Below are 17,832 nucleotides of genomic sequence, written 5' to 3'. Positions count from 1 at the left end.
AGACCTGAGGTTGTTTGTCTAATGCTATTGATTCATCGGCAATGTTTTCACACAGCCTGGACCCAAACCGGCCCTTCGTGGATTTCAGGGTAGCAATACAACTGACAACCAGAACCAGAGCTATCTATACGATCTGAACGATGCTCATGTGATTGCCCAACCGAAGCAACACCCATTACTGCGCTGAGTTTTCTGAATGAAACCGTCTAGGTTCGGCGCCTTGATGCGTACAGGGTTGACCCTGTGTGGCAATGACAACCACTACGATCGCCCTGCCCTCCTAAGCCTGACTACGTCATGAATGCCGTATTGTCAATGAGCCGCATCAAACTGCTGAGTCTCTAGGCTCTCTTGCCAGCGCTCATTGGTGTCCCATTCCTTACGACCCAAGCCAAGAGGGATCCGGGCCTCGAACATTTGAATTAATTTTTCGGATTCACCTAATGGCCCAGTGAAATCAGCCGACCTTATTGTTAGAGGGGTCCTAACCTTCATTCGTTAGAGGGCAGCTATAGCCCAGTTTTGTATTTTCTTCGTTCATTGATCAGCAACCCACTGCCGCCATCAATAACTCGTAGAAGCAGAAAGAAAATGATCGAACCCGAACGGATCGTCTCCCTCTCACGGGAAGTGGAGTCTCTGGCGAATCGTGGTGTCAGTGATATACATGCGATCACTCGCCAAACTCGATTGCTGGCAATCAATGCACTCATTGAAGCCGCGCATGCAGGCAAGGCCGGGATGGGGTTCTCGGTTGTGGCGGAAGAAGTCAAAAATATCTCCGAGCGTATCTCGAAAATTGCCAGCGGGCTGACCGAGGACTTGCAGGTTTCGGTCAATGAACTGACGGCACTCGGTCGTGGCATGTGCTTTGACGTGCGCGGACAGCGATTGGCTGATCTGTCGCTTAACATGATCGAGATCATCGATCGAAACCTTTACGAGCGCACATGCGACGTGCGCTGGTGGGCAACTGATGCATCCCTGGTAGACGCGCTGACGAGTCACTCCCCGGAAGGCTGCGCCCACGCCAGCGAGCGTCTTGGGATCATTCTCGACAGTTACACCGTGTACCTGGACATCTGGGTCGCTGACAACAGTGGGCGAATCTTGGCCTCGGGCCGACCGGGAACCTTTGGCAAAGTGATCGGAGCCAATGTTGCGAAGGAGCCTTGGTTCAAGAAAGCAATGCAGCACGCTTCAGGTGACCAGTATTTCGCTGGAGAAATAACGGCCGAACCGCTGTTGAACGACTCGCAAACCTGCACATTCAGTGCGGCTGTGCGCAGCAAGGCAGGTAAACAGACCCCGGTGATTGGCGTTATCGGAATTTTTTTCGACTGGAAAAATCAAGCTGACTCGGTGCTCAAAGGCGTGCGCTTGAGCGAGGATGAACGCTCGCGAAGTCGATTGATGATCATCGACGGCAATCACAAGATAATTGCCAGCTCTGATACACAGAATCAGCTGGGCGAGCGAATTGAGTTGCAAACTAAAGCCGCCCAAACGAGTGGTTACAGCATCTTGAGTAAAAACCTCATCCAGGGTTACTCGATAACGCCTGGGTTTGAAACCTATGCCGGTATGGGATGGCTAGGCGTCATCGAACAACATTTGCCCACAATTGACGCGTAACCCAACGCGCTGAACCAACACTGCTAGCTCGCTTAGCAGATCTCTAAGCAGACATTAAAAATCAGCACAACTGGTTGCGTACAACGCAGATTTCTTATGTTTAGACTTCGTTACGGCGTTCAATCGGGCGCCGCGTGTATCCCCACATGTATCCCTAACCACACAACATATAAACAAAACAAATAAAATCAATATCTTATCTACCCAATTCAAATGACTGTGTACCACCAAGTACCGATCCATAGATGTCTACAGCAGTCTATGAATCACCTCAAGAAGCCCGCCTCGTGCGGGCTTTCTTGTATCTGGCCGTTTATCCCTGTCTATCCCTCCCCACCCCGCACCATCGCTGCCCACTGGCATGCCGGGCATCTATACCTGTCCTTTTTAACCAAACGGTTGTCCATTCGAGCCAAGCACACTTCATCTCCCCTAGATAATGTTCACTCCACGCCGTGTCCCTAAAAACACAAATGACGAGGTGTCTCATGCATCTACGAGAACAGCAGCGACTATCCGATTCATCCTGGTTTTTACACAGATGGGACATGGCACCCGAAGAGTTTGCCACTTACCTGCTGCAACTCGGGACCTTGGTGCTGCAACGCCGATGGAATGGGAGCAATCGTAAAACACCAACGTCCACGGCGATCTAGAACAGCGAACCGTCCGGTCAAGACAGAAATAAAGGAACCCCAGTCACGGACCATATCTCCCCCCATGGCCGCAGGACCAGTTCCGATGTCAGCATTCTGCGTCGGCTGCAAGCACGGTTTTCCTAAGCCGTTGTCCGTCTAGACCAAACGATTGTCCTTGCCAGCAAAGCGTGCGCTCGACAGCAGCTCTAATTTTGTATTCGTCGCACGTTCTCGCGCCCTTTATCAACCGTGCGGAACACGACATTGAGCGAATCAGATCGTCCCCAGCCGAAACGGAGAAACCGCATCATGACCGACCAGCAACCATCCGTGGAACAACAGCCCTCCCTCTATGCGCGTCTTGGGGGCTACGACGTCATTTATCAGTTCGCAGGTGCAGTTTTGAGGAAGACCATGGGACATCCCGCTATCGGCCATATCTGGGCCCACATGTCCGAATCAACATTCCAGAAGGAACACATCAACTTTGTCGATTTCCTTTCTGAACATTGGGGTGGCAGCGCCAAATACCGGGGCAGGGACATGGTCACCGCGCATCGCGGAATGGGTCTTACCGAGGTGCACTGGCAAGCCGTGCTCGATTGTCTTGAGGAATGCTACAACGACTACGATCTGGCACCGGACCTGCGCAAAGAGGTCAATGACTTTCTGATCAAGTTTAAACCCGCCGTGATTGGTAGCCCCTCCTACCGCGACGTAGTACTCGCACACCCCGAAATGGACCCCGCCAAAGGAATGAAAAGCGTTGGGGTAATTTGGCCGAAACGAGGAAAGTAACCTGTGAAAAAGCTGGCGCCGGATACGGGTATTGCTGCACTCGTCGAGTAATGCAGGGAGCGATTTCACCAACTTCAGAGGGGGCAAAGACATGAGCCATACGCACGAACATCATCACGATCACGACCACACTGAGCCACCGGAGGCCATAGCGCTACGCGTCAAAGCGCTCGAGTCCCTGCTGACGGAAAAGGGCCTGGTCGATCCCGTCGCCATGGATGCTTTGGTGGACACCTACCAACACAAGGTCGGCCCGAGAAACGGCGCCCAGGTCATAGCGAAAGCCTGGTTCGACCCTCTGTACAAACACAGGCTGCTGGAAGATGGCACTGCAGCCATCGCCGAGCTGGGCTTTTCTGGTGTTCAGGGTGAAGACATGGTGGTCGTGGAGAACAGCCAGACCGTGCACAACGTGACGGTATGCACACTGTGCTCCTGCTACCCGTGGCCGACCCTGGGCCTGCCACCGGTCTGGTACAAGTCCGCACCTTATCGCTCGAGGATAGTCATTGACCCGCGCGGCGTGCTGGCGGAGTTCGGTCTGACGATTCCTGATGACAAGGAAGTTCGCGTCTGGGACAGCAGCGCTGAGCTGCGCTATCTGGTATTGCCGGAACGTCCGGCGGGTACTGATGGCTGGAACGAGGAACAACTGGTCGAACTCGTGACTCGCGACGCCATGATCGGTACCGGACTGCCTAAGAATCCGGATCAAGTAGCCTGAACCTGAAAAGGAGAAAACCCATGAATGGTATACACGACCTGGGCGGCATGCATGGTTTCGGCCCAGTGCTCACGGAAGAGCACGAACCCATCTTCCATCATGATTGGGAGCGCAGGGTTTTTCCGCTCTTCGCCTCGCTCTTCGTCGGCGGGTACTTCAATGTCGACGAATTCCGCCACGCCATCGAACGCATGAAGCCGGCCGAATACCTGCAGTCGAGCTACTACGAGCACTGGCTGCACGCCTTCGAGACCCTGCTGACAGAAAAGGGCGTCATTAGCGCCGCCGAACTGCAGGGTACGGCCAAACCAACCCCACCGACACAGCCCGTCACGGTTTTAACTCCGGATATCGTCGACGCCGTCGTGCTCGGCGGCGCCTCGTCGCGGGCAAAAGAAGATGTCCCCGGCCAATTCCAAGTCGGTGACCGGGTGCGGACGAAGTGCCTCAACCCAACCAATCACACCCGGCTGCCACGCTACGCGCGCGGTAAGGTCGGCACAATCGTGATTGCACATGGCGCGTTCGCTACCCCGGACACGATGGCCCACGGTTTGGGCGAACAGCCGCAGCAGGTCTATGCCGTACGCTTCAGTGCCGAGGAATTGTGGGGAGTACGGCGACCAGACAGTGTGTGCATCGACCTATGGGACAACTACCTGGAGGCCGTATGAACACGAGCATGCGCCACGACTACAAGGCCGTCGGCCTCCCTCTCGACGATGAAGGCCCGGTGTTCGACAAGCCTTGGCAGGCTCAGGCTTTTTCCCTGCTGGTGCACTTGCACCAAGCCGGCGTGTTCCCCTGGAAGGACTGGGTGCAGGTATTCAGCGAAGAGATCAAGGCTGCCCCGGCGCAACCCGGAGAAAGCGTCAATGACGCCTATTACCGGCAATGGATCACGGCCATGGAAAGAATGGTCACCACCCTCGGCCTGACCGGGATGGAGGACATCGTCCAGCGGGGCGAGGAATGGAGGCAGGCCTACCTGAATACTCCCCATGGACAACCGGTGGTTTTGCTCAATGCAAGCTGTCCACCGGCCCACGGGCACACCGGTGAGCATCTGCCGCATCGCGAGCCCGTGGCGATCAGCCGAGCCTCTCACTGAGGGCGGAGCAGTTTTTTGTTGTCCTTTTTTACCTAGCAAGCCGCAGAGGCGGCCAAGGAGTCATCGTCATGCATATCGAACCTGGCCTCGTGGAAGCCGGAAAACTCTGGCTGAGCTATGTTACCGCCGCAAGCGTCGGCACCTACACCGTCAAACTCGTTGCGGACGCCATTGGCGAACGCGGTGCCGTCTCGCTGGTGGTTCGCGCCGTCGCCGCCACGGCGCTGGTGTTTGGCTTCTTTGAACTGCTACCGCATCATCCGGTTGGCGTCTCGGAGGTGCATCTCATACTCGGTTCGACGCTGTTCCTGTTGTTCGGTGCAGCACCTGCCGCAGTAGGTCTCGCTTTGGGGCTGTTAATCCAGGGTCTGTTCTTCGCCCCATTCGACCTGCCGCAGTACGGCATGAACGTCACCACCCTTTTGGTACCGTTGTTGGCAGTTGCTGCCCTGGCGCGGCGTATCATCGCGCCAAACACGCCCTATGTTGATCTGGGCTATCGCCAGGCACTGGGCCTGTCGACGGCCTTCCAGTCAGGCATCGTCGCCTGGGTTGCCTTCTGGGCCTTCTACGGGAAGGGCTTCACGGCAGAGAACGCACTGTCAGTCCTGACCTTCGGCAGTGCCTACATGACCGTCGTCATCCTCGAGCCGCTGTTGGACCTGGCCGTGCTGGCCGGTGCCAAGGCAACGCATCGCCTGCGTAACAGCCGGCTGGTCGAGCGCCGTCTGTACCAGGCCGCCTGAGTCGACAGACGCCAGTCCAAGCCAGACTGTCCCCGGGCATTCGAAGACCGCAATGCTCGGGGCATCAAGAGCGAGAACGACCTCAACACCTCGTGAGCAAAACTGGAGGTAGTTGATGCTTTTCAGAAATAGCCCCCGCAAGTCAGTCCGGGGAGTACCGCTGGCTCCATATTCATGGCGAAACGCGCCGTGATGAACGGGGACTACCAACAGATGACCCCAGGTCACCCTGCGCCGCATCCCGTCCCGGCACCTCGCACCTTGATCGCCTTTGTAGTTCCTGAACCTTGTCTTCACCTGATCAGAAGATCCTGGACCGATCCACAACTGTTCGTTCCTGGCTTGGCTTCACCCTCTACGCTGGCTGCAAGCCCCCTTGGGGAAATCCCGAACCGCTGCTTGAACAACCGGGAGAAATGCGAGGCATCGTTAAATCCCCAGCGCAGCGCTACGGCGAGCACGCCAGGATGGCCGGAACTGCAGAGATCGCGCGCGCTGTGCCGCAAGCGCAGCTCCCGGATCAGGCCACTGACGGAAAATGGCTCTTCCTCGAACAGGCCATAGAGTGTCCGGCGCGAGACCTTGAATCGCGCCGCAAGCAGGTCCGGCCCGAGCCCGGGTTCAGATAAATGATCGGCTATATAGGTCTCGACCGCCTGGCGGAAGGCTGTCCGCATCGGCACCCGGTCCTGTTCCTGCGCCTCCAGCGTGGCGCCCAGCGCGACGGCGATGACACCGTTGAGCGCGGCGCTGAGCCCGTGCTGCGCCTGTAGGCCGACGCTGGCGTCCATCTGTTCAAGTGAGCGGGCGAAGCGAGCCGCGACCAGTCCAAGTCCCGCTTGTCCGCTGACGCAGCGCGCTGTCGCCTGGCGCGGTGCCGCGAGCCTGGACACCAGTTGCTCCCTGGGTATACGGAATGACAGCACGCGCCAATCTTCCCTGAAATCGAGAAAGTAGGGACGCGTGGAGTCCACGACGGAGAAGTCACCGGGCAACACCAGTGTCTCCTGCTCATCCTGACGTACCACGCATGCCCCTTCCAACTGGAAGTTCGCGAAGCAGAACTCGACCGGGTTGCGGCGGATTTCATCCCAGCGTCGTTGGACGAACTGCGCACGGGAAAACACGCGGGTCTGCGCGCTCATGGAGAGGGGCCGGGAGCTCACCTCGCCCGTGAAGTCCGATCCTGCTGGCTCTTGCTTGAGGATGGGATTGAGCGAAACGAAGGCTTCGCAGAGGACCTCACGCCAGTAGCTGAATCTTTCGCGCTGCACGCACGCTTCGGTAGTCCAGATTTGCATCCTGCGGTCACCCCTCAGTGGCGCAAAAGACAATCATCGCGAGCGCAAGCCAGCGACTGATTTCTGAGCCAATGTCACGGTATGGCGGGCCGCTCAGACGTGTCATGTGGTCCTCCTGTTGCACAGATCGTCAACTGGTCTTGCACGCAAAGGCAAGTCGTCGGTTGATGGGCGTTCAGGCACCCTGGCACGGCATTTTCGTTTGTGCCTGCGCTGTGCACGGCGGGAATGCGAATGCGTCATGCCGGTGCAGTTTTCGCCGGATAAACAGGCGCAGGACTGAACCCATGTGACCTGCGGCAGGAAGACGCAAAGTCCGCGCCAGAACCAAGGGGGCATTCACCCGCCACAGGCTCTTTCTGCAGAAGGCACGACCTCAGTCGGGAAAGCCCTGTGCCCTTGCGCAAATCGTCAATTGGGCTTGCACGCTCCGGCGAGACCGAGGCAGTCCGGCTGCCTACGATGGGTTGTCCGTTACCTAACCCACCGCAAGAAAGGTCGCTTCCCATGGCTATCGATTTCCAGCTCACCGAATCACAGAAGGCTTTACAGGCAAGCGCGCGAACCTTCGCCGCCGAAGTCCTCAGCAAGGTCGCCCCCACTATCGCCCCAATCGCGCGACCGGAAGACCGGTTCTACGCCACGCGGCCGTTCTACGATGCAATGGTCGACGCCGGCTTCATCAAGGCGTTGCTGCCCGTCTCGTGCGGCGGCAGCGCCCTGACCACGCTGGATTTTGCCTTGGCAGCCGAAGAACTCGCCGCCGCCGACGTCAACTTGCCTTCGGCCTTGCTGGGCACCGGCCTGGGTTTGCACGCGGTGCTGCACCACGGCACCGAGGAGCAGAAGCGCCGCTTCCTGCCGGACTTCGTCGAAGATGGCTCGCGCCTGGCCGCCCTGGCCTTCACTGAGGTCACCGGAGGCGCTAACTACGACAACCCCGACCCCTCCGCCGGCGTGCAGACATTCGCCCGCCTCGAAGGCGACGAATGGGTCATCAACGGCGCAAAGCACTACACCACCAACGGCACCGGTTGGGACGGCAAGGGCGCGCACCTGTACAGCGTCATATGCCGCACCGATGCGACCCTGCCGCCGCAGCAATCGCTGGCGGTCATCATGGTGCCCGGCAGCGCCCAGGGCATCGAGATCGCGGGCTTTCTCGATACCGTCGGCCATCGCGCGACGATCTCGCCGCGCATCCACTTCAACAATGTGCGCGTGCCGGCGGCCAATATTGTGGGCAAGCCGGGCGATGGCATTGCCATGGTGGAAGATGCCTTCTCCTGGACTGCGGCGCTCATCGGCGCGGCCTGCGTAGGTGTGATGCGCGCGGCCTTCGACGTCGCCTTGAAGTTTGCCCGCACCGACAAGCGCTCCGGCACGGTGCCTGTGATTGAGCACCAGAACGTTGGCTTCATGCTGGCCGATATCAAGATGCGCATCGAGGCCGCGCGCTACCTGACCTGGAAAGCCTGTCACCAGCTCGATATCACCCAGGGACGCAGCCGCGAACTGGCCATCATCACCAAGGTTCACTGTTCGGAACTGTGCGTTCAGGCTGTCTACGATGCCATGCGCGTTGTCGGTGTCGATGCCTATACCGACCTCTACCCGTTGGCCGGCCTGATGCAGGACGCGCTGTGTTTTCCCCTGTACGACGGCGGCAACATGGGGGTCCGTCGCCGGCAACTCCATGCGCTGCTGCGCTCGCCGGCCTACGACGCCATGGCCGGTGCAGAGGCACGCAGTTGAAGCGGCCGCCGTGCCACGAGGCGTAAGCGCCGAGCAGCTGTCCTTCCCAGCACAACGAATGACCGCCCCAACAAAGCGACTTGGGGCGCGTCCCCCCTATCTTTGTCATGCGCACTGCCGCGTTGTCCTGTGTCGCCGCACTTCGCCGACCGATCAATGACAGATGACTACTCGAGAGAGGACTTCCGTAATGACCCAAGCATTCTCCAGCGTCGCCCGCAGGACCGGCCACGTGTCAAAGGCCGGTACCCACTCGCCCCTGAGCAGCATGAACAAGGTATTGGCCTTGGCCTGTCTACCGATGGTCACGATGGTGCCGATGACCGCGCGCGCCATCGATGTGGACATCGGTGATTTCGTCCCGGCGCCGGAGGGTACGACGGCGGGGTTGCTGTACCTGCAGCATGCCGAGCGCAACAAACTCTATGCCCAGGGACGGCAGACGGCGCGGGATCCTCGGCTGGTCTCGGATGTCGGCATCGGGAGGCTGGTGCACTACACCACGATTGGCGGGCTGACGGTAGGCCCCCAGATCCTGGTACCGTTTGGCCGGCTGGATGCCGGGCGCGACACGAGTGCACTGGGCAAGACCAGCGGGGTAGGTGACGTTATCCTGGCCGCACCAGTCTGGTTGATCAACGACGCAGCGTCTCGCACCTATCTAGCCATAGCGCCCTATCTGTACCTTCCAACGGGTAGCTATAGCCACGACCGCCCGCTCAATCTGGGTGAAAACCGCTGGAAGTTTGATTTACAGGTAGGTTTCGTCAAAGGGCTGACCGACAATTGGTATGTCGACTTGACCGGCGACGTCATGTTCCACGGCAAGAACGACAACTACGGCGCTGCCGGCGACACGCTCAAGCAGAAACAGCTCTACCAGGGGCAGGGATATTTGCGTTACCAGTTCACCCCCGGCGCCAACGCTTTCGTCGGCCTGTCACAGACCTGGGGCGGTGAGACCCGAGTCAATGGCGTTGACAGCGACGACGAAGCTCGGCAACGAAAAATCAGCGTGGGTGGCAGTTACTTCATCCGCCCGAAGACGCAGGTGCTGGTGGCGCTCGGGCGCGATCTTGAGGTGGAAAATGGCTTCAAGGAAAGCGCCCGCATCAACGTTCGACTGTTGCAGGTGTTCTGAGCAAAAATCTCATTCAGGGCTACTCGATAACGCCTGGCGTTGAAACAACGCCGGGCATGAGGTGGCCAGGTGTAATCGAACAGCAGTTGCCCTCAATTGACGCGTAACCCGGTACTGATAACGGCTTACCGAAAGGTAGACCGTTTTTTATGCCTTGAAGAAAGTGCCTGGGGCATACTCGCAGCCCCCTCCTGGATACAGAACTGAGCCAATAGGATGCCCCTTCATGAGCCTTGATGTGTTCGCAATCATCATGCTGGGCGCTGCGTTGCACGCGACTTGGAATGCCGTGGTCAAGGGCGGTGACAACAAGCTGCTGACCACCTGCATGATCGCGTCCATTGCATCGCTGATCGCAGCGACGGTCATTCCGTTTCTGGAGTTGCCGGCCAAGGAAAGCTGGCCCTTCATCGGTGCGTCGGTGATTTTGCAGGTGGTGTATTTCGTGCTGGTCGCCTCGACTTACCGCATTGCCGACATGAGCCAGACCTACCCGATCATGCGCGGCACCGCGCCGTTGCTGGTGGCGACAGCGGGCGTAGGGCTGTTGTCCGAATCCTTGTCCTCATTTGCCTGGCTCGGTATTGCCATCATCTGCATCGGCATTTTGAGCATGGCTGCCGCCCCCAGCATCGGTCAGCGAAAAGGCATGCTCCTGGCGCTGGTCAACGCGGCAGTCATCGCCAGCTACACCCTTATCGACGGTGTGGGTGTGCGCAAATCCGGCGCCCCGGCGGCCTATACGCTGTGGATATTCCTGCTCACCGGCCTCGCGCTTGCCGTATGGGCATTTGCCGTCAGGCGGCGCGAATTCTGCCGCTATCTGGCGCGCCACTGGCGCCCAGGTGTTATCGGTGGCTTCGGCACCGTCGTGTCCTACGGCCTGGCACTTTGGGCAATGACGGCGGCACCGATCGCCACGGTTTCGGCGCTCAGGGAGACGTCGATCCTGTTTGGCGTGGTGATCTCGGCACTGGTGCTCAAAGAGCAACTGACCCGCCGCCGCATCATGGCTGCGTGCATCATTGCCGGCGGGGCGATGGTGTTGCGACTGGGCTGACGCGCCGGTCGAACCCATGACATGCCCGGCAGGACTGCTCTCCAAACAAATCACCCGCCACCCTATCAAATGAGACCACTTCTCATTAGTATGCCTGCTATTCGCGCAACGCCGCATCAGGGTATCGGGGCCATGGAGACAGGGACGCCAGGAGATCAGGAAAAACTCAGCGCCGTTTTTATCGGGCAGCGCAGTGCGTTAATCCGTATGCTGTCGCGCGTCGTCGGCTGTTCGAGCCAGGCGGAGGACCTGGCCCAGGAAACCTACCTGAAGGTGGCGAAAGCGCTGTACGCTCGCCCTATCGAACACTTGAAGCCGTTTCTTTATCAAACTGCGCAGTACCTGGCTTTTGATCATCTGCGCAGTGTGCGCAGTAAAAGGCGCTATGAGTGCCATCTGGCCGAAAGCCTGGTTGTCGAGGTGCCCACCACGGCACCCGGTCCGGAGAGCCAGGCCCAGGGCCAACAACAACTGCTGCAGTTTCAACAGGTGCTCGCTACCTTGCCCAAACGCCAGCAACAAATCCTGGTATTGCATCGATTGCATGACCTGTCCCAAAGCGAGATCGCCCAACGCCTGCAGGTGTCGTTGAGCACGGTGGAAAAAGATCTGCGCCAAGCCCTCATTGCCTGCGTCAAGCAAACGACCGACCATGATTGATCGCACCGACACCCCCGATGCCATACGTAAGCAGGCGACCGACTGGTTCGCCCAGCGCGATGAGACGGTGCGCAACCCCATCACCCGCCAGCGCTTTGAGCAGTGGCGCGATGCGGATCCCCGGCACGCCACGGCGTATGCGGAATTGGCCGCGATGTGGGAAAGCCGCGCCTTCGAGCAAGCCTTGAAAAACCTCGCCGGCGACCTGGAATTGCCCCCTGCCCCGCAAGCTGCCACGCACCGCAAGACACGCTTCATGGCTACCGCCGCTGCCGTATTGATCACGCTGGGCATCGGTTGGATGACCGATGTGCCGATGCGCCTGCAGGCTGACCACATGACCGACGTTGCGCAGTTGGAACGCTTTGACCTGGAGGACGGCTCGCACATCGTGCTGGGCAGCCACAGCGCAATCAGCATCGCCTTCGACGGCGCCCATCGCCGCATCAAGCTGCTGCGCGGCGAGCTCTACGTCGAAGCCGCACATGACTCAGAGCGCCCTCTCAGCATCGAAACCGCCGAGGCCAGCGTGACCGTAGTCGGCACGCAATTCAGCGTCAGCCAGCGCGACGCGGGCGTCACCGTCGCCGTGCGACAAGGCCGCGTGCGCTTCGCCAACCGCAAGGGCGAACAGAGCCTGTTGCAGGCGGGCAACTGGCAACAGTTGCTGGGTGGGCACCTGCAACCGCTGTCCCTGGAAGGTGGCGAACAGCAGATGGCCTGGATCAACGGACGGCTGTCGTTCCAGAACGCGCCGCTGGCACAGGTGTTGTCAGAGATCCGTCGCTATTACCCCTCACCGATCCTGCTATTGAACGATACCGCTGCCGGTGAGCGGGTCAGCGGCAATTACCAATTGGATGACCCCCAGGCGATCGTGCAGGCGTTGAGTAAAGTCACTTCCACCCACATCCAGCGCCTGCCGGGTGGCATCCTGATTATTCGCTGATACAGAGCCCCTGACACCGTCGCAAAAAGTTTTACGGCTTTCGAAGCTTCAACCCGTCAAGAACTTTGCCTTTGCAAATCATTCCTATTTCTAACGGGGCTCACATGTACTTTCCAGCACTCAATCCGACCCACGCCCGTAGCATCCTTGCGCTTGCCGTCTGCCTGGCGTGCAGCACTGCGGTTGCCGTGGAACCGGCGGGCAAGCCGGCCATTCGTGAAGCAGCAGATACCCGCAGCTTTGCCATAGCGCGTCAGTCGCTGGTCAATGCCCTGGATCAATTGAGTGTGCAGAGCGGGCTGCAAATTGCCTATGCGGCGGACTTGGCCCAAGGCGTCGAGTCGCCTGGCGTCAGCGGCCGCATGACCGCCCTGGAGGCGCTGGCCCAGTTACTCAAAGGCACGCCCCTGAGCTTCGAGCTCAATGGTCCCAACGCGGTCATACTGACCCGCACCGCACAACCCGGCGCGGCCCTGCAACTGGGCACCACCACCGTGATCAGCAACCAACTGGGCACCGTCACCGAAGGCACCGGCTCCTACACCCCGGGCACCATCGCCACGGCCACGCGCCTGGTGCTGACCCCGCGTGAAACGCCGCAGTCCATCAGTGTCGTCACCCGCCAGCACATGGATGACTTCGCCCTCGACAGTGTCGACGACGTGATGCGCCATACACCTGGCATTACCGTGTCGGCCTACGACACCGACCGTAGCAATTACTACTCACGCGGTTTTTCGATCAACAATTTCCAGTACGACGGTATCCCTTCGGCCGTGCGCAACGTGGCCTATTCGGCGGGCAACACCCTGAGCGACATGGCGATCTATGACCGGGTCGAAGTGCTCAAGGGCGCCTCCGGCCTGCTCAGCGGCGCCGGTTCCCTGGGCGGCACCATCAACCTGGTGCGCAAGAAACCTACGGCGGAATTTCTCGGCCACATCACCACGGCGGCGGGCACCTGGGATCACTACCGCACGGAAGTGGACGTCAGCGGCCCGCTGACCGAAACCGGCAATGTGCGTGGGCGTGCCGTGGCGGCCTATCAGGACAACAAGTCGTGGATCGACCGCTACTCGAACAAAAGCTCGGTGTTCTACGGCATTCTCGAATTCGACCTGTCACCCGACACCTTGCTCACCGTGGGCGCCGATTATCAGGACAGCAAACCCAAAGGCTCCACCTGGTCCGGCAGCTTCCCGCTGTTCAACCATGCCGGCGAGTTGAACAATGCCAAGCGCTCCTTCAGCAATGCCACTGATTGGAGCAGTTGGCAGCAATACACCCGCACGGTGTTCGCGAACCTGGAACACGACCTCGGCGACGGCTGGGTGACCAAACTGCAACTGGACCACAAGCTCAACGGCTACGACGCCCAGATGGGTGCGATCCAGTTCTACCAGCCGGCGGCGGACGGCACCGCCAATATCAACGCCCAGCGCTACAAGGGCGAAACCACCAGCGACTCGGCCGACCTGTATATCAGCGGCCCGTTCAATTTCCTCGGGCGTGAACATGATCTGGTGATCGGTGGATCCATCAGCACCGCCCACTGGAAGGGCAAGGGCTATTGGGACGAAACCTTCCCCACCGCCAACCTGGTCGACTACGTCAACTGGCATGGCAACCTGGCCAAGCCCGACTGGGGCGTGGCCTCCCAAGTCACCGACGACACCATTCGCCAGACCGGCATGTACCTCACCACCCGCTGGAACCTCAGCAACGACCTGAAACTGTTGCTCGGCGGGCGCGTGGTCGACTACACCCTGACCGGCAGCACCGATACCTACCGTGAAACCGGACGTTTCATTCCCTATGCCGGGGCCATCTATGACCTCACGGACAACCTGTCGGCCTATGTCAGCTACACCGATGTCTTCATGCCCCAGGAAAGCTACAACCTCGACCGTAACCGCAAGTTGATTGACCCGGACGAAGGCGAGAACTATGAAGTGGGCCTCAAGGGTGAGTTCCTCGACGGTCGCCTGAACGCCAGCCTGGCGTACTTCGAGGTGAAGGAAAGCAACCGCTCGCTGCCCGACGATGCGTACAACAACCAGACCCCGACACCGCCCAACTTTGCCTTCAAGGGCACCGACGCGACGACCAAGGGCTACGAACTGGAACTGTCCGGCGAAATCGCTCCAGGCTGGCAGTTGCAGGGTGGCTACACCCACAAGGTGGTACGCGACGACGCCGGCAAAAAAATCTCGACCTTCGAGCCCGAGGATCAAGTGAGCATGTTCACGATCTACAAGCTCAAGGGCGAGCTGGACAAAGTCAGCGTCGGCGGTGGCCTGCGCTGGCAGAATACGGTGTGGCAGGACATCTACAACAGCCCCAAAGACACCACCGAGAAATTTTCCCAGGAGTCCTACTGGGTGGTGGACCTGATGACGCGCTACCAATTCACGAAAAACCTGTCGACCACGCTGAACCTCAATAACGTGTTCGATAAGCCGTATTACACCAACGTAGGCTTCTACAACTCCGCCATCTACGGCGCACCACGTCACTTCATGCTGACCACGCGCTGGGACTTCTGATTGCCTGAGCCACACGGCCTATCCCGAGGGTAGGCCGCTTTTGACGCACTCACTTACCACTGTTAGTGTCCAGCCTCCCCCACGCACGGAGTGCTTCACGGTGAAACTGGACATCTACCAAGTCGACGCCTTCAGCCAACATGCCTTCGGCGGCAACCCTGCCGCGGTGTGCCCGCTCACCGAGTGGCTGCCCGATGAGCAACTGCAGCATATCGCCGCCGAAAACAACCTCTCCGAAACCGCCTACTTCGTGCCCCGCGATGGGTTCTATGAGTTGCGCTGGTTTACCCCGCAAGTCGAAGTCGACCTGTGCGGCCATGCCACGCTGGCGACAGCGTGGGTGTTGATTCACGCGCTGGCGGATGCACCCCAGATGCTGCGCTTTGCCACCCGCAGCGGCGAGCTACGGGTGACGCGCAAGGGTGATGAGCTGGCGATGGATTTCCCCGCCCGGCAACCACAGCGTTGCGAACCGCCCGCTGGAATGTTGAGTGCCCTGGGGATCGAGAGTGCCGACGTGTTCAGCACCGATGACTACATCGTGCTGGTGGACGACGAAGCCCAGGTCGCCGCGCTGACGCCTGACTTTTCGCGGCTCAAGGGCCTGCCCAAGCGCGGGATTGCAGTCACCGCCAAGAGCACCCGGTTTGATTTCATTTCGCGCTGGTTCGGGCCGAATGTGGGGATCGATGAAGACCCGGTCACCGGTTCGGCACACACCTCGCTGGCACCGTTCTGGGCCGAGCGCCTGGGCAAGTCGCACTTGACGGCCGAGCAAGGGGGCCAGCGCAAGGGCCAGTTGCACTGCGAGCTGCAGGGCGACCGCGTGATTATTTCCGGCAAGGCAGTGTTGTACATGCAAGGCACGATTTACCTGTAAACCGCAGCGCCCCACGGACAACAGATCATTCGCACAATGAACGGAGTTCAGCACGTGTTTTCGATTTCCCGCCGCCAACTGTCACTCATGGCCGCAGCCCTGACCCTGGCTGCCTGCCACACCCCGGTCAACGACCAGCCACCGGCACCGGAGTTGGGCTCGGGCTATCGCACCGACCTCAGCACCCGCCATGCCGAGCGCCATATGGCCGCCGCCGCCAACCCGCTGGCGGCCGAGGCCGGCCGCGAGATGTTGCGCCAGGGCGGCTCGGCCATTGACGCCGCCATTGCGATGCAGGCGGTGTTGACCCTGGTGGAACCACAATCCTCCGGCATTGGCGGCGGTGCGTTCATCATGCTGTGGGACGGGAAAAACGTGCACGCCTATGACGGCCGGGAAACGGCTCCGGCCGGGGCGACCGAGCGGTTGTTCCTGAACGCCGACGGCACGCCGATGGCCTTCACCGACGCACAGATCGGCGGGCGTTCGGTGGGCACGCCCGGGGTGCTGCGGGCCCTGGAAATGGCCCATAGGAAGACCGGCCGCCTGCAATGGGCCAAGCTGTTCGAGCCGGCGATTCGCTTGTCAGAGCAGGGCTTCGCGATTTCACCGCGCTTGCACAGCCTGATCGCCGCAGACCGCTTTATCCCGCAATCGCCGGAGATGGCGGCCTACTTTCTGAATGCCGACGGCACGCCAAAAGCCGCCGGTACACGGCTGAAAAACCCGGCGCTGGCCGCTGTGTTCAAGCGCATCGCCAAGGAAGGACCGGACGCCTTGTACCACGGGCCGATTGCCGATGAGATTGCGCGCAAGGTGCAGGGCAACCGTAATGCCGGCAGCCTGACTCAAGCCGACCTCAAGGGCTACGTCGCCAAGGAACGCGCGCCGTTGTGCACCGATTACAAACGCTGGAAAGTCTGCGGAATGCCGCCGCCGTCCTCAGGCGGGATTGCGGTCGCGCAGATGCTCGGCACATTGCAGGCCCTGGAAGCCCGCGACCCGCGCCTGGCCATCGCGCCGATGACACCGATAAAAAGCGCTTCGCCTGCCGGGCTTGAGCCCACGCCCGAGGCCGTGCACCTGATCGCCGAAGCCGGTCGCCTGGCCTTTGCCGACCGCGCGCTGTACGTGGCCGATGCGGACTTCACACCGGTGCCGGTGGCCGGCCTCGTGGCCCCGAACTACCTGGCACAGCGTGCCACGCTGATCGGCGAGCGCAGCATGGGCATCGCCAAGCCAGGCCGACCGGCCGGTATTCAAGTCGCGTATGCACCGGACCGTTCGCCGCTGCGCATCTCCACGTCACAAGTCGTCGCCGTAGATGACCTGGGCGGCGCCGTGTCGATGACCACCACGGTGGAAGCAGCGTTTGGCTCCCATGTAATGGTCCAGGGCTTTTTGCTCAATAACCAGATGACCGACTTCTCATTCATCCCCGAAGAAAACGGCCAGCCGGTCGCCAACCGCGTGCAACCCGGCAAACGCCCGCGCTCGGCGATGGCGCCGACCCTGGTGTTCGACCGCAAGAGCGGTGAATTGCTGGCTACGCTCGGTTCGCCGGGCGGCTCGCAAATCATCGAGTACGTGAGCAAATCCCTGGTGGCGCTGCTCGACTGGAACCTCGACCCGCAAGCCGCCATCGGCCTGCCCAACTTCGGCAGCCGCAATGGGGCAACCGAGCTGGAGGCCGGGTTGTTCAGCCCAGGCCTGAAGCAGGTATTGAAGGACAAGGGCCATGAGCTGAGCGAGATCGACATGACCAGCGGCATCCAGGCCATCGTGCTCAAGCGGGACGCCCAGGGTAAGGTGTCGCTCAGCGGCGGCGCCGACCCTCGGCGCGAAGGCGAGGCGCTCGGCGACTGACTTTATTGAACGGAGGTAAGCC

General features: G+C 60.1%; 15 protein-coding genes. 14 read left to right on the top strand and 1 reads right to left on the bottom strand.

Features of this window, described 5'->3' with window-relative positions; genetic code table 11:
• Positions 1-591 precede the first annotated feature (591 nt).
• The 6 genes from C8K58_RS13900 to C8K58_RS13875 all read left to right on the top strand — a co-directional run bounded on the left by C8K58_RS13900 (position 592) and on the right by C8K58_RS13875 (position 5,652).
• A complete protein-coding gene (locus C8K58_RS13900) occupies positions 592-1,635 on the top strand; it encodes a methyl-accepting chemotaxis protein (protein WP_108573846.1) in 1,044 nt (347 codons plus the stop codon).
• A gap of 947 nt (positions 1,636-2,582) precedes the next feature.
• Positions 2,583-3,071 carry a group 1 truncated hemoglobin gene (locus tag C8K58_RS13895; protein WP_027606923.1) on the top strand — a complete coding sequence of 163 codons (489 nt, stop codon included), beginning with the start codon at positions 2,583-2,585 and terminating at the stop codon, positions 3,069-3,071.
• A 91-nt stretch (positions 3,072-3,162) separates the two neighbouring features.
• Positions 3,163-3,795, top strand: coding sequence for a nitrile hydratase subunit alpha (nthA, locus tag C8K58_RS13890; RefSeq protein ID WP_027606924.1), 633 nt, complete (start codon positions 3,163-3,165; stop codon positions 3,793-3,795).
• Between the two features lie 20 nt (positions 3,796-3,815).
• Entirely contained in the window at positions 3,816-4,469 is a 654-nt protein-coding gene (nthB, locus tag C8K58_RS13885) for a nitrile hydratase subunit beta (RefSeq protein ID WP_027606925.1), read from the top strand.
• On the top strand, positions 4,466-4,906 hold the full coding sequence (locus tag C8K58_RS13880) for a nitrile hydratase accessory protein (RefSeq protein ID WP_098480406.1): 441 nt from the start codon (positions 4,466-4,468) through the stop codon (positions 4,904-4,906). Before nthB ends, C8K58_RS13880 begins: the two co-directional genes overlap by 4 nt.
• Before the next feature lie 68 nt (positions 4,907-4,974).
• Positions 4,975-5,652 carry an energy-coupling factor ABC transporter permease gene (locus C8K58_RS13875; protein WP_098480407.1) on the top strand — a complete coding sequence of 226 codons (678 nt, stop codon included), beginning with the start codon at positions 4,975-4,977 and terminating at the stop codon, positions 5,650-5,652.
• 293 nt (positions 5,653-5,945) lie between these two features.
• On the opposite strand, the gene C8K58_RS13870 is transcribed toward C8K58_RS13875, so the two are convergent.
• Positions 5,946-6,953: a helix-turn-helix domain-containing protein gene (locus C8K58_RS13870; RefSeq protein ID WP_108573845.1), complete on the bottom strand. Its 1,008-nt coding sequence runs from the start codon at positions 6,951-6,953 to the stop codon at positions 5,946-5,948.
• Positions 6,954-7,460: 507 nt separating this feature from the next.
• On the opposite strand from C8K58_RS13870, the gene C8K58_RS13865 reads away from it, so the two are divergent.
• The 8 genes from C8K58_RS13865 (at position 7,461) to ggt (ending at position 17,810) form a co-directional block, all read left to right on the top strand.
• Positions 7,461-8,708: an acyl-CoA dehydrogenase family protein gene (locus C8K58_RS13865; protein ID WP_098480409.1), complete on the top strand. Its 1,248-nt coding sequence runs from the start codon at positions 7,461-7,463 to the stop codon at positions 8,706-8,708.
• Between the two features lie 190 nt (positions 8,709-8,898).
• Positions 8,899-9,849: a transporter gene (locus C8K58_RS13860; RefSeq protein ID WP_223841665.1), complete on the top strand. Its 951-nt coding sequence runs from the start codon at positions 8,899-8,901 to the stop codon at positions 9,847-9,849.
• A gap of 226 nt (positions 9,850-10,075) precedes the next feature.
• Positions 10,076-10,909 carry an EamA family transporter gene (locus C8K58_RS13855; RefSeq protein WP_027606930.1) on the top strand — a complete coding sequence of 278 codons (834 nt, stop codon included), beginning with the start codon at positions 10,076-10,078 and terminating at the stop codon, positions 10,907-10,909.
• A 132-nt stretch (positions 10,910-11,041) separates the two neighbouring features.
• The gene (locus tag C8K58_RS13850; RefSeq protein WP_092359799.1) at positions 11,042-11,569 is read left to right on the top strand and encodes an RNA polymerase sigma factor; all 528 of its coding nucleotides are present in this window, start codon (positions 11,042-11,044) and stop codon (positions 11,567-11,569) included.
• Positions 11,562-12,518 (top strand): FecR family protein, encoded by a 957-nt coding sequence (locus tag C8K58_RS13845; protein WP_092359797.1) that lies wholly within the window; start codon positions 11,562-11,564, stop codon positions 12,516-12,518. The genes C8K58_RS13850 and C8K58_RS13845 overlap by 8 nt, the downstream gene beginning before the upstream one ends.
• Positions 12,519-12,622: 104 nt before the next feature.
• Complete coding sequence (locus tag C8K58_RS13840) at positions 12,623-15,064, top strand: TonB-dependent siderophore receptor (protein ID WP_092359795.1); 2,442 nt, start codon at positions 12,623-12,625, stop codon at positions 15,062-15,064.
• Between the two features lie 100 nt (positions 15,065-15,164).
• Positions 15,165-15,944 carry a PhzF family phenazine biosynthesis protein gene (locus C8K58_RS13835; protein ID WP_108573844.1) on the top strand — a complete coding sequence of 260 codons (780 nt, stop codon included), beginning with the start codon at positions 15,165-15,167 and terminating at the stop codon, positions 15,942-15,944.
• Between the two features lie 36 nt (positions 15,945-15,980).
• On the top strand, positions 15,981-17,810 hold the full coding sequence (gene ggt, locus C8K58_RS13830; RefSeq protein WP_108573843.1) for a gamma-glutamyltransferase: 1,830 nt from the start codon (positions 15,981-15,983) through the stop codon (positions 17,808-17,810).
• Positions 17,811-17,832 lie beyond the last annotated feature (22 nt).

This window comes from Pseudomonas sp. GV047 (assembly GCF_003058245.1).
GTDB lineage: Bacteria > Pseudomonadota > Gammaproteobacteria > Pseudomonadales > Pseudomonadaceae > Aquipseudomonas > Aquipseudomonas marginalis.
Note: the sequence above shows the minus strand (reverse complement) of the source record. Positions and strands in the feature narration are given on the sequence as shown.